Origin of the sequence: Pseudoalteromonas sp. ECSMB14103 (assembly GCF_000813065.1) — a bacterium.
GTDB classification, from domain to species: domain Bacteria; phylum Pseudomonadota; class Gammaproteobacteria; order Enterobacterales; family Alteromonadaceae; genus Pseudoalteromonas; species Pseudoalteromonas marina.
In genome coordinates, this window is record NZ_JWGY01000008.1 from 18,948 (window position 1) to 31,932 (window position 12,985).

Genomic DNA, 12,985 nt, shown 5'->3' on the forward strand with positions numbered 1-12,985 from the left:
AAATGAATCGAGGCGCAATTAAACTCTCAGTTTCTCTTATGATTTTCATCATGAGCTTTTCTTTGTGGGCACAAAACACGATAAATAGTGTGCGTGTGTGGCCATCTCCAGATAGTACACGCGTTGTATTTGATTTAGACGATAAACCCGATTTTAGTTATTTTATGCTAAAAAACCCAAGCCGCTTAGTAGTTGACCTAGAAAACACCAAAGAGCTTAAAGTACTACCCGGTGTGCCACCTAAGCATCAAATTGTTAGCAAATTACGTTACTCAAAGCCCAAAAATAAGCAAAGCGTTCGTTTAGTATTTGAGCTAAGCGCACCCGTAAAACCAGTGCTATTTGCGCTTGCGCCTACTGGGCCATACAAAAACAGGCTTGTGGTCGATTTATATAATAAAAGCGAACCAGAACCAGTGGCTTCACCTGCACAAAAAGCGGCAAAAAAACGTCAACTTAGCCAAGAACGCGATATTGTAATTGCTATCGATGCGGGGCATGGCGGAGAGGACCCTGGCTCAATAGGGCCATCAGGCACGTATGAAAAAACGGTCACGTTGCAAATAGCTAAGCGCCTTGAGCGAATGATAGACGCTGAGCGAGGCATGATTTCGCGTATGGTACGAAGTGGTGATTACTTTGTAAAACTTAATACGAGAACAAACAGAGCACGAGAAAAAAAAGCCGACTTTTTTGTGTCTATTCACGCTGATGCATTTACAAGCCCTGGTCCCAATGGTGCATCGGTATGGGTATTGTCATTGCGAAGAGCTAATTCTGAAATAGGTAAATGGATAGAAGATAAAGAAAAGCATTCCGAGTTGCTCGGTGGTGCAGCCGATGTAATGAAAGATGCGGCTAACGAAAAATACTTAGCGCAGGCATTACTTGATATGTCGATGGATCATTCAATGAAAACCGGCTTAAACGTTGCTGAAGAAGTGGTTAAAGAGCTACGAAAAGTTGCAAAGCTTCATAAAAAAGACCCGCAACATGCTAGCCTTGCGGTTCTTAAGTCGCCAGATATTCCCTCTATTTTGGTCGAAACGGGGTTTATATCTAACCCGCGAGAAGAAAAATTATTGAAAAGTGCAAATCATCAAGAGCGTTTAGCCAAGGCTATGTTCACCTCAATTAAAAATTACTATTTGAAAAACCCACCAGATGATTCGTTGTTTGCAAAATTAAAGTCGCAATACCCTACAAAACATAAAGTACGTCCGGGTGAATCTTTAAGTATGTTGGCAAGCCGTTATGGGGTCAGCATAAGTAAAATAAAAAAAGTAAATAAACTAAATTCAAACACGCTTTTTATTGGTCAAGAGCTCGACATACCACAAAGTTAATTACATAAATCTGCACGCAGTTTGCTAGGAAATATCATGAATATTGAAATACTACCTGCCCGTTTAGCCAACCAGATTGCCGCAGGTGAAGTGGTTGAGCGTCCAGCATCGGTAGTAAAAGAGCTTGTTGAAAATAGCCTTGATGCTGGCGCTACTCGTATTCAAATAGAGATAGAGCGTGGTGGCCATAAGCTTATTCGTATTCGTGATAATGGCTCGGGTATAGGTAAAGAAGAGCTCACACTTGCGCTTTCTCGCCATGCGACAAGTAAGTTAAAGTCGCTTGATGATTTAGAAAATATTTGTTCACTAGGTTTTAGGGGCGAGGCATTAGCTTCAATTAGCTCAGTATCGCGATTAACCCTCAGCTCCAAACCAAAGACTCAAGACGCTGCTTGGCAAGCATTTGCAGAAGGCCGTGATATGGCTGTGCAAGTTAAGCCGGTTGCTCACCCTGATGGCACCACCATTGAGGTTAAAGATCTATTTTTTAATACCCCTGCACGGCGCAAATTTTTACGTACCGAAAAAACAGAGTTTACCCATATTGATGAGCTCATTAAGCGTATAGCGCTTAGCCGGTTTGATGTATCGATTACGCTGACTCATAACGAAAAAGTAGTTAGGCAATACCGCGCCAAAACAGATCCCGCTCACGCCATAACTCGCGTTGCACAAGTTGCAGGTAAGGCGTTTGCAGAGCAAGGACTTCATATTCAATCAGGGGAAGCAGGGCTTCAACTACATGGCTGGGTTTTACCGGTAGGCTCTGTAAATACAACGCAGTACACGTATGTAAATAATCGTATGATGCGCGATAAGCTCATTTTACACGCTATTCGTCAGGCATTTGAAGAAGTTAGTGGGGTACAAGAGCTACCAGGGTTTGTAATTTATATTGATATTGACCCACGCCAAGTTGATGTAAATGTACACCCAGCAAAGCATGAAGTACGTTTTCATCAAGGTCGCTTAGTACATGACTTTATTTTACAAGCGATCAAGCAAGTTGTTGTGCCATTGCAAGGTGAGTTTAACAATGAAGCGGTAACGACAGCTGATGATCATTTACCTGCATTTACTCATGCCATGCATCCGTCGACATCTAAAAATGAGACTAGCGGTGGTTACGATTATCCTAAATCTCAGTTACAACCAAATTACTCAGGTAGTTCAAGTTCAACTGGTGCAAAAAGTAGTGGTGGTGAATACAGAGCATCATCAAGTGCAAACCATCAAGACGTGAATGCGTTTTATCAGGGAGTGAGTGAACAACATGCTGCTCACTTTGATGTCGTGGCGCAAACCACTCAGCAAGATTCATCAGTACCGGAACAAAGTGCTGTGAGTATGGTGTCTATTATTAGTTTGCATGATGGAAACTGTGTCTTTAGTTCGCAGCAGCAGCTATTTTGCTCACATTTTAAATACGCCATAGTTGATGATTGGCATGAGCAAATTAAAGAGCAAGGTAGCCTTGAAGGTAAAGCATTGTTATTACCTGTCAGGGTTAATTTATCAAAAGAAGACTGTTTGCTAATCGAAGGGCAGCAATCGTGGTTCACGCTGCTTGGCTTTGAATTGGTGATAGAGAAGCAGTTTGTTATGGTTAAAAAGCTGCCTTCATGTTTGTATTTACTTGATGTAAGTAATGCTGTTAATGAGTTACTAAGCGCGTGTAAAAAGCAGTTTGAGAACATAGAGGATTGGTTAAAATGGCAGGCCGAATGTATACCGCCGCGCTTTTATGCTAGCAACGTATTTATAACTCAACAAATGCGCTTACAAAATAATCCGCAAACTATTGAACGCTTGCGTGAAAAAGCAGTTAAAATAGAGCTAAGTCAGTATTTAGCGCAATTAAATTAGGGTGTTCGTGTTGAGTCAATTACCAGTTATATTTTTAATGGGTCCCACTGCTGCAGGTAAAACAGCATTGGCTATTTCTTTGTGCGAGCATTTAAATACAGAGATAATCAGCGTCGATTCAGCATTAGTGTATAAAGGTATGGACATTGGCACTGCAAAACCTGATTCAGAAGAATTGGCTCGCGCTCCACATCATCTTATTGATCTGCTTGACCCGAGTGAAACGTATTCTGTTGCAGATTTTAGACGTGATGCAATAAAAAAAATTGATGAATTTCATCAACAAGGTAAAGTACCTGTATTAGTTGGAGGTACAATGCTGTACTTCAAGGCACTTATTGACGGTTTATCGCCTCTGCCTGAGGCAGACCCAGCTATAAGGGCTCAACTTGAAGCAGAGGCTAGTGAGTTTGGCTGGCCACACTTGTACCAAGAACTCGTAAAAATAGATCCACAAGCGGCACAAAAAATGAGTGAAAACGACTCGCAAAGAATTAACCGTGCGCTGGAGGTATATCGATTAACCGGTAAAACAATGACTGAACTGCAAAAGCAAAAGCAGCCACCTTTACCGTATACTTTTCATCAATTTGCCATCGCGCCGCAAGAGCGAAGTGAATTACATCAACGAATTGAAGAAAGGTTTAAAATAATGATAGAACAGGGGTTTGAAAATGAAGTTTCGGCCTTATATCTACGTAAAGATTTACATCACAATATGCCTTCTATTCGTTGTGTGGGCTATAGACAGATGTGGGATTACCTTGCGGGTGAAGTAAGTCATGATGAAATGGTATTTCGAGGTATCGCAGCAACCCGGCAATTGGCTAAACGTCAATTAACTTGGTTGAGAAGTTGGCCTGATGTTACTTGGTTAACAACCGGCGATGAAGAAAACTTGCATCATGTAGTAAGTTCGCTAAGCTAGTAGTAGTTGGATATGATTTAGCTTTATTAAATGAGTTCAGCCACTTAATTATAATAACACCTAGAACGAAGGAAGAATAACATGGCAAAAGGCCAATCGTTACAAGACCCATTTTTGAATGCACTACGTCGTGAGCGCATTCCAGTATCAATCTTTTTGGTTAATGGCATAAAATTACAAGGTAAAATCCAGTCATTTGATCAATTTGTTATTTTACTTGAAAACACGGTAAACCAAATGGTTTACAAACACGCAATTTCAACAGTTGTACCTGCTCGCGCAGTCAACTTCCAAGGTGTTCAAGGGAGCGATGACACTGAAGAACCAGAAGCTGGAAACTTTTAATTAGGAGCGTAATGCTTGTTTGACCGCTATGAATCCGGCGAACAGGCAATTTTAGTTCATATCGACTTACCTAAAGAAGGGGATCGTGAAGATCTTCATGAATTAGAGATGTTGGTATCTTCTGCTGGTGTTAGTAGTTTGGCGGTTGTGCAAGGCAGCCGTCAAGCACCACATCCGAAACTATTCGTCGGTACCGGTAAAGCAGAAGAAATAGCTGAGATTGTCAAAATCCACAATGCAGATGTCGTTATTTTTAATCATCAACTAAGACCGTCACAAGAACGCAACTTAGAGCGCGTTTGTCAGTGCCGTGTGCTTGATAGAACGACCCTTATTCTTGATATTTTTGCCCAACGTGCACGTACCCATGAGGGTAAATTGCAGGTTGAATTGGCACAACTACGTCATATGTCTACTCGGCTTATCCGAGGTTGGACTCACCTTGAGCGTCAAAAGGGTGGTATTGGTCTACGTGGACCTGGTGAAACTCAATTAGAGACCGATAGGCGTTTACTGCGCGTACGTATTCAAAGTATTCGTGCACGACTACAAAAAGTGGCTGTCCAGCGTGAGCAGGGTAGACGCGCGCGTAACCGTAATGAAATTCCAACGGTGTCGTTAGTTGGTTACACTAATGCGGGTAAATCTACATTATTTAATCGTATTACAGATTCTGAGGTTTATGCTGCCGATCAGCTTTTTGCGACGCTTGACCCAACACTGCGTAAACTGGAGTTGGGTGATGTTGGTCAAGTAATTTTAGCCGATACCGTGGGTTTTATCCGTCATTTGCCTCACGATTTAGTGGCTGCATTTAAAGCAACATTGACCGAAACACGTGAAGCCGATTTGCAGTTACACGTAATAGATGCTGCTGATTCGCGGATTAAAGAAAATATTGAACAAGTGCAATCTGTGCTTAAAGAAATTGAAGCCGATGACGTTCCACAGCTATTAATTTATAATAAAATTGATGCGCTTGATACTGTTGCTCCGCGTATTGATCGAGATAGTGAAGGTCAACCTATAAGAGTATGGTTGTCTGCACAAACGGGTGAAGGGTGTGAATTACTAAGCGAAGCCATTAGCGAGTTACTTGCTAAAAAAATGTTTAGTGAAACGCTTTTATTAACCCCTTTATACGGGCGTTTAAGAGCTTCACTTTTTAGCTTAAATGCGGTGCATGAAGAGCGATTTGATGAACAAGGCAATTGGCTACTAGATGTAAGAATGCCAATGGTTGAATGGAATCGCTTAATTAAAGAATTTGGTCCTGAAATTGTTGGTTTTATCAACCAAGATTAAAAATTGACGTTTAAATGTCGGTTTTTGTATGAGAAACGCAGTAGATTTGATAGATTTAACACAATTTCCTAATTTATTTAGATAACAATGGAGTATAGCTATGGCCTGGAATGAACCGGGTAATAATGGCAATGACAAAGATCCGTGGAACAATAAAGGCGGACGTGATCAAGGCCCACCTGATTTAGACGAGGTGTTCCGTAAGTTTAGTAACAAGTTCGGCGGCTTATTTGGCGGTAAAAAATCCGGCAATGGAAGCGGTGGCGGACTTGGCGGAGCCGGTATTTCATTTATCCTCATTATCGCTGCCATTGTGTGGGCGTTAAGTGGTATTTATACGGTTAAAGAAGCCGAACGTGGTGTTGTTTTGCAGTTTGGTAAATATGACCGAATTGCTGAACCAGGCCTGCGTTGGAAAATGACGTTTATTGAAACGGTTATCCCAGTTGATATCGAAGCAGTTCGTTCACTGTCGGCGTCTGGTTTTATGCTTACTGAAGATGAAAACGTGGTAAGTGTTGAGTTTCAGGTGCAATACCGTGTTATTGACCCATATCTTTACAAGTTTAGCGTAACGAATGCTGACAGCAGTTTAGAAGAAGCGCTAGACAGTGCACTGCGTTATGTTGTGGGTCACGCAAAAATGGACCAGGTTCTAACGAACGGTCGTGAAGAAGTGCGTCAAAACACATGGGATGAGCTTAACAAAGTAATTGAACCATACAATCTTGGTTTAATCGTTACTGACGTTAACTTTAAAGACTCTCGCCCACCTACTGAAGTTAAAGATGCGTTTGATGATGCGATTGCAGCACAAGAAGATGAAGAGCGTTTCATTCGTGAAGCAGAAGCGTATGCGCGTGAAATTGAACCGCGTGCACGTGGTCAAGTAACACGTATGACGCAAGAAGCTGAAGGTTACCAAGAGCGTATTACACTGGAAGCGCAAGGTGAGGTTGCTCGTTTTGAAAAGCTATTACCTGAGTATTTAGCGGCTAAAGAAGTAACGCGTGAACGCTTATACATTGATGCAATGGAAGAAGTGTTAGGCAGCAGTTCTAAGGTGTTGGTTGATGTGAAGGGTGGTAATAACATGATGTACTTACCTCTTGATAAAATCATGGAAAAGCAAGGCAGTGCAACACGTGTTGCGTTACCAAGCTCAAGTGACATTCAAGACTTAAGAAACAAAGTAAGTACATCACGTAACAGCACCGTTAATAGCAGCAACGACCGCTTTAACAACGATCGCTTTAACTAGGGGAGATAAGCATAATGAAAAATTTTAGTTTAGTAATACTACTAGTTGCCATTGTGATGTCTTTCTCATCGGTATTTGTTGTACCTGAAGGGCAAAAAGCAATTGTGCTATTGTTCAGTAAAGTACAAAAAGATGACGATGATCAAGCGGTTGTTTATGGCCCAGGTTTGCATTTGAAAGTCCCATTTTTTAGCCAAGTACGTCGTATTGATGCACGTATTCAAACGCTAGATGGAACGCCAGATCGTTTTGTGACAAGTGAGAAGAAAGACTTAATTGTTGATTCGTTTGTTAAATGGCGTGTTAACGACTTTAGTGCTTTTTACTTACGTGCACGTGGCGACAAGCAGTATGCTGAAACGTTACTTGAGCAAAAGGTTAATAACGGACTTCGTACTAACTTTGGTACACGCACAATTCGTGAAATTGTATCGGGTGAGCGTAGTGAGCTTATGGAAGAAGCATTAGTTCAAGCATCTGAAAGTGCCCGCGAGTTAGGTATTGAAGTGCTAGACGTACGTGTTAAGCAAATTAATTTGCCTCAAGAAGTAAGTAGTTCGATTTATCAACGTATGCGTGCTGAGCGTACTGCCGTTGCTAAAGAGCACCGCTCTGAAGGTCAGGAGAAAGCGGAGACTATTCGTGCTAGCGTTGACCGTCGAGTGACAGTTATGCTTGCAGACGCTGAACGTAACTCACGCTCAGTGCGTGGTCAAGGTGATGCAGATGCTGCCGCTATTTATGCAAATGCATATAATAAAGATCCAGAGTTTTTCAGCTTTGTACGTTCTTTAGAAGCGTATAAGAAAACATTTAAAGGTAAGCAAGACGTGATGGTGCTTTCACCAGACAGTGACTTCTTCCAATATATGAAAGGCGCTAAAGCGCAGTAGACTATATTTATACTTTTAAATTTAAAGCCCCGCACTTGCGGGGCTTTTTGTTGAATACAATCTACAACTTTAAACCACTGTTATATATGTGGTTATTTACTCATATTTTAATTTAATAATTCTTCGCAGAAAAAATAAGCTGAACAGGGGTGATCTTTACTTGGGTTTTCTGGTAAAATCTCGTCCTAATTTTCTCTAAGTGAATTTACAATGGGTAAAAACGTTGTTGTATTAGGCACCCAATGGGGTGACGAAGGTAAGGGTAAGGTAGTTGACCTCCTTACGGACAAAGCATCTTTAGTAGTTCGTTATCAAGGTGGCCACAATGCAGGTCATACTTTAGTTATCGAAGGTAAAAAGACGGTTCTACACCTTATTCCATCGGGTGTATTACGTGACAATGTTAAATGTGTGATTGGTAATGGTGTTGTTTTATCACCAGAAGCGCTAATGAAAGAAATTGGCATGCTTGAAGAGCGTGGCGTACCAGTTCGCGAACGTCTTTTAATAAGTGAAGCATGTCCGCTAATTTTGCCTTTCCATGTTGCATTAGATGTAGCCCGCGAAACAGCTCGTGGCGACAAGCCAATTGGCACAACTGGCCGTGGCATTGGTCCTGCGTACGAAGATAAAGTAGCACGTCGCGGTTTACGCGTAGGTGACTTATTTAATCCTGAATTATTTGCAGCTAAACTAAAAGAAGTTCTTGAGTACCATAACTTCACATTAGTTAATTACTACAAAGTAGACGCTGTAGATTTCCAAAAAACGTTTGATGATGCAATGGCTGTTGCAGATATCTTAAAAGCAATGGTTGTAGATGTAACTGAGCTTTTAGACCAAACACGTTTAGCAGGTGAGCACATTTTATTTGAAGGTGCGCAAGGTACATTACTTGATATCGATCACGGTACTTATCCTTATGTAACTTCGTCAAACACGACCGCTGGTGGCGTTGCAACTGGTGCTGGTTTTGGTCCACTAAACCTTGACTACGTGTTAGGTATTATCAAAGCGTACACAACACGTGTTGGTTCAGGCCCTTTCCCTACAGAGCTTTACGATGGCCTTGATAAGCAAGACCCAGTTGGTAAGCACTTAGGTGACAAAGGTCATGAGTTTGGTGCTACTACAGGTCGTCTTCGTCGTACTGGTTGGTTAGATGCAGTGGCAATGCGCCGTGCAGTTCAAATCAACAGTATTTCAGGTTTTTGTTTAACTAAGCTTGATGTTTTAGATGGCTTAGAAACATTGAAAATCTGTACTGGCTACCAGCTTGAAGATGGCACTGTTACAAACGTAACACCATTAGCTGCTGAAGGTTACGAGAAAGTAACACCGGTATATGAAGAGATGCCGGGTTGGTCTGAAAATACTGTGGGTGTAACTTCACTTGAAGGCTTACCAAAAGCTGCAATTGATTACATCAAGCGTATTGAAGAAATCACTGGTGTTCCAATTGATATTATTTCTACAGGTCCAGACCGTGTAGAAACAATGGTACTTCGCAATCCATTTGCTTAATTACCATAAATATAAAAAAAGCTGCTAAATGCAGCTTTTTTTGTGTCTAAAATTCACCTTGGAACGATCTTTGTATATTATTTAGTAAGATAATTTTTGTACGTGGTGAACATGCGCCTATTTTTAAAAAGTTCGTTATTAGCTGTGCCCTTAGTGTCAGTGTCTTTATTTATATCTTCCAATACGTTAGCAGATGAATCACCTGCTGCAGTACCGCTATACACTGAATCAGAGCTTATCGCGTTAATAAATAAAAATGTGCATTTGCAGCGTGTAAAGGCAGATGATTGCCAGCTAGTTCAAGATATTGAAGCGCGAGCCAATAAAATGGCATTGCCATCCTATCAATTTTTATATGGCGATATGCTTGCTTATAATGTGTGTGTTGAACGAAATGTAGAGCTAGGCGTGTATTACATGAGAAAGTCTGCTGAGCAAGGCTTAGCGGCAGCGCTTGAGCAGTTAGGTCGCTATTACGATACCGGAAGGCTAGTTCAGCAAGATAAAGCTATGGCTATTAAGTATTTACGTGAAGCATCTGCACAAGGTAACTTAAAAGCGCAGTTACGTTTAGTGAAGTTGTTTAATGATGGGTACGGTAGCCCACGGGATTTTGAAGATGCATATCGTTGGTTGTTTAATGCAATGGTAGCAGATAAAGCAACGCATAAAAAAATTGAAAGCGCCCTAACTAAGCTTGCGCAAAAAATGCCTGCTAGTGTAGTAGAGCGCGCTCGGTTACCTATGTAATGCTAATCAAGAATAAACTTTAATTAAGCGAGTTGCTGTAAATTTAGCGAAAAGCCCTAATAAAATTAGGGCTTTTTTGTGAGCATTATTTTAGTTAACTTTATTCTTTGTCTTTAGGTTGAGGGTCTTTTAATAACGACATTTTTGGGGGGTGCAGTGCAACAATACGCTCACCTTCTTGAGGCGGTTTGTCCATATTAAGTGTGAATGGTGTTACTTTAGCTGGTGTATCGTCATCGTTGTCTTTATCTCCTTTAAGAATAAATAAAGGGATAGCCTCAGGGTTCATTTCTAAGTATTGCTCCCAGCTAAACTCATCTGAAATACGTGTAGCACTTACTTTTCCGCCTTTAGCAATGACACTGCTTAAGCGAGCGTACGAACCTTCATCCCCAAATAATATTTGACGCGATAAAAATGTCGCACTGTCTTTGTTGGCTTTAGCGTGTGTTGTTGATGAGCGTAGCGAAAACACGTTTTTTTCATTGAGTAAATGTGAAAAATACTGCACACCTAATGCATTGTGATGCCTGTTTGGTGAAAGCGCTAAAACACTTCGGATAGTTGTAAGCGGTAAGTATCGTTCAGCATGCTCTGATTGCGGATTACCATAATAGCAAGGTAAGCCATCCATACGTGCCATTTTACAGTTTTCCCATGCCGGATCTGACAGGTGAACAGGTATATTTTGCTCTTTTAAGCCCCGACCAATAGCACGTGACACATGGTTAGCCCCAATAATTAAAATAGTATTAGGTGACGGTTGGCGCACACCTAACAACTTAGCCACAGGGATTGCTGTTAAGCTTTGTAGTACAACAGTTATAATAATAACTGTAAAAATAAGTGGAACCATTTTTTCTGCATCAGCCACACCCGCTTCCATCATACTAAGTGCAAACACCGAACCAACAGCGGCTGCTACAATTCCCCTTGGCGCAATCCAAGCGAGTACTAAGCGAGATTTAATTGGTAAGTCGGTACCAAAGGTAGAGATAGCAATACATAAAGGGCGTGCTACGAATAACACAATCGCTAAAAATATAAATACATCACTGTCTAACATCATTAAGTCGGAAAGCTGCAAACGGGCTGCGAGTAAGATGAAAAGCGTTGATATAAGAATCATCGACAAGTCTTCTTTAAATTCTAAAACAGAGTCTATTTCTAGGTCATCTTGATTCGCAAGCCAAATACCAAATACCGTTACTGCCAGTAAGCCTGACTCATGGCTTAAGTAGTTTGATACAGAAAAACTAATTAATACCAGCGCTAAAATACCAAACTTATGTAATTCAAATGGCAACCATTCTCGGCGCATTAATTGAGTTGTAACCCAGCCTGCTGCTACCCCTATTGTTAGACCAACTCCAACAGTTTTAACTAAAGCAACAATAGTATGGCTTAGTACCTCGCCTTGGCCTACTAACATTACTGCTTCAAATACCAGTACAGCAAACAATGCCCCGATAGGGTCAATAACAATCCCTTCCCAGCGTAGAATGCGGTCTATGTCTTGTGTGGGGCGCATGGAGTTTAGTAAAGGTGCTATTACTGTTGGGCCTGTTACCACAAGCACTGCGCCGAGCACAGCAGCAACGCGCCAATTGAGTTCAAGTAACCAATAGGCACTTAAACTAATTACAACACAGGTTGCAATCATACCAATGGAGCAGAGGTTTCTGACTACTTTACCAATCCCCTTTAACTCCCTAAAGTGAAGGGTAAGGGCGCCTTCAAATAAAATAACAGCCACACTTAATGATACGACAGGAAAGAGTAAGTCGCCTAATAGTGCATCAGGGTCTAAAACACCACTAAATGGCCCAAGTAACAGGCCAGTGAGCAATAAAAAAAGAATAGCGGGTACTCTAAATGCCCACGCTACCCATTGGGCAAGCACTGAACAGAGTGCGATACCGGCTATGTAAATTGCTGACATAGATTAAGAATTCCTTATTATGATTTTATTTAAAGTATAACGATATTAGTTGTTATTAAAGGGGTATACACGGGAAAATCAACTATTACTATTTAATTTTAGCCGCTAACAAAATATTAGTACGTATTAATTATGCTTAGCGTTGCTAAATATTTTATAAATTACCAATAACACCTTCTATCTTGATGATTTGAAAGTAAAAAAGTTTGTTATTAAACGCTTTTTAATGTGGTCGTTTGAATTTTAGCCTTGATCTTACGACCTTATTTAGCGTATTATACTTCGAGTTCGAATAATTAGGTATCTAATTAAATTATCTAGGAAATAAATTCATCGTTAATGTTACGGTCATATTTGCTAGGTATAATCGTTATTTAGAAGCTGGTTCAGTATTTGAACGCCTAAAATATAATTTATTTGATTACTTGATACGGTTTATCTCAAGCATTTAAAGTTTGAGTTGAATTGATATCTTTCAATGTTTAACCCCCATCGTGGCGGTTAAATCTCGGTCCTTTAGTCTTCACCCTATCTGTTGGTGTACCAGACTTTAGAGGCTCTATGTATGTTGTTAATAAAAAAGTCACCAAGGCTTTTTACAGCGATGCATAAACAACACTTTTTAAACTTTCTTATAGGCATTACTTTCACTGCAAGGTATCTGCTTCTTTATATCTGAGCTTAAATTTAAAGCCTTGTTTTTAGATTTTGGCTTTCTTGTGTGCGTTTAAAAGTGTTGCTAAAAAACACAAATTCGAAGCTACATATATTGGTAGCTATTTAGTTTAGCTCATTAAAACTGAGCACAGATAAAATGGAAAG

Annotated in this window: 10 protein-coding genes; 9 read left to right on the plus strand and 1 reads right to left on the minus strand. The window is 40.6% G+C overall.

The genetic code is table 11. From position 1 onward, the window contains the following. The first annotated feature begins 50 nt into the window (after nt 1–50). The 9 genes from RF53_RS13170 (at nt 51) to RF53_RS13210 (ending at nt 10,221) form a co-directional block, all read left to right on the plus strand. Nucleotides 51–1,346, plus strand: a complete 1,296-nt coding sequence (locus RF53_RS13170) for an N-acetylmuramoyl-L-alanine amidase (protein WP_008128378.1) — start codon at nt 51–53, stop codon at nt 1,344–1,346. A gap of 36 nt (nt 1,347–1,382) precedes the next feature. After that, complete coding sequence (gene mutL, locus RF53_RS13175; protein WP_039037953.1) at nt 1,383–3,215, plus strand: DNA mismatch repair endonuclease MutL; 1,833 nt, start codon at nt 1,383–1,385, stop codon at nt 3,213–3,215. 10 nt (nt 3,216–3,225) lie between these two features. Further along, nucleotides 3,226–4,143 carry a tRNA (adenosine(37)-N6)-dimethylallyltransferase MiaA gene (gene miaA / locus RF53_RS13180; RefSeq protein WP_039038038.1) on the plus strand — a complete coding sequence of 306 codons (918 nt, stop codon included), beginning with the start codon at nt 3,226–3,228 and terminating at the stop codon, nt 4,141–4,143. Between the two features lie 81 nt (nt 4,144–4,224). Beyond that, on the plus strand, nt 4,225–4,488 hold the full coding sequence (gene hfq, locus RF53_RS13185) for an RNA chaperone Hfq (protein ID WP_006791241.1): 264 nt from the start codon (nt 4,225–4,227) through the stop codon (nt 4,486–4,488). A 15-nt stretch (nt 4,489–4,503) separates the two neighbouring features. Next, entirely contained in the window at nt 4,504–5,793 is a 1,290-nt protein-coding gene (gene hflX / locus RF53_RS13190) for a ribosome rescue GTPase HflX (protein WP_039037954.1), read from the plus strand. A 100-nt stretch (nt 5,794–5,893) separates the two neighbouring features. Continuing rightward, nucleotides 5,894–7,054 carry an FtsH protease activity modulator HflK gene (hflK, locus tag RF53_RS13195; RefSeq protein WP_039037955.1) on the plus strand — a complete coding sequence of 387 codons (1,161 nt, stop codon included), beginning with the start codon at nt 5,894–5,896 and terminating at the stop codon, nt 7,052–7,054. A gap of 14 nt (nt 7,055–7,068) precedes the next feature. Beyond that, nucleotides 7,069–7,947 carry a protease modulator HflC gene (gene hflC / locus RF53_RS13200; RefSeq protein WP_006791238.1) on the plus strand — a complete coding sequence of 293 codons (879 nt, stop codon included), beginning with the start codon at nt 7,069–7,071 and terminating at the stop codon, nt 7,945–7,947. A gap of 210 nt (nt 7,948–8,157) precedes the next feature. Continuing rightward, nucleotides 8,158–9,471 carry an adenylosuccinate synthase gene (locus RF53_RS13205; protein WP_008128387.1) on the plus strand — a complete coding sequence of 438 codons (1,314 nt, stop codon included), beginning with the start codon at nt 8,158–8,160 and terminating at the stop codon, nt 9,469–9,471. 111 nt (nt 9,472–9,582) lie between these two features. Further along, nucleotides 9,583–10,221: a tetratricopeptide repeat protein gene (locus RF53_RS13210; protein WP_039037956.1), complete on the plus strand. Its 639-nt coding sequence runs from the start codon at nt 9,583–9,585 to the stop codon at nt 10,219–10,221. Nucleotides 10,222–10,321: 100 nt separating this feature from the next. On the opposite strand, the gene RF53_RS13215 is transcribed toward RF53_RS13210, so the two are convergent. Beyond that, nucleotides 10,322–12,163, minus strand: coding sequence for a cation:proton antiporter (locus RF53_RS13215; protein ID WP_006791234.1), 1,842 nt, complete (start codon nt 12,161–12,163; stop codon nt 10,322–10,324). Nucleotides 12,164–12,985 lie beyond the last annotated feature (822 nt).

Excerpts from the sequence above, each read along its gene's own strand:
- RF53_RS13205 (WP_008128387.1), top strand. The coding sequence starts at position 8,158 with ATGGGTAAAAACGTTGTTGTATTAGGCACCCAATGGGGTGACGAAGGT.
- hfq (WP_006791241.1), top strand. The coding sequence starts at position 4,225 with ATGGCAAAAGGCCAATCGTTACAAGACCCATTTTTGAATGCACTACGT.
- RF53_RS13170 (WP_008128378.1), top strand. The coding sequence starts at position 51 with ATGAGCTTTTCTTTGTGGGCACAAAACACGATAAATAGTGTGCGTGTG.
- hflC (WP_006791238.1), top strand. The coding sequence starts at position 7,069 with ATGAAAAATTTTAGTTTAGTAATACTACTAGTTGCCATTGTGATGTCT.
- RF53_RS13210 (WP_039037956.1), top strand. The coding sequence starts at position 9,583 with ATGCGCCTATTTTTAAAAAGTTCGTTATTAGCTGTGCCCTTAGTGTCA.
- hflK (WP_039037955.1), top strand. The coding sequence starts at position 5,894 with ATGGCCTGGAATGAACCGGGTAATAATGGCAATGACAAAGATCCGTGG.
- RF53_RS13215 (WP_006791234.1), bottom strand. The coding sequence starts at position 12,163 with ATGTCAGCAATTTACATAGCCGGTATCGCACTCTGTTCAGTGCTTGCC.
- mutL (WP_039037953.1), top strand. The coding sequence starts at position 1,383 with ATGAATATTGAAATACTACCTGCCCGTTTAGCCAACCAGATTGCCGCA.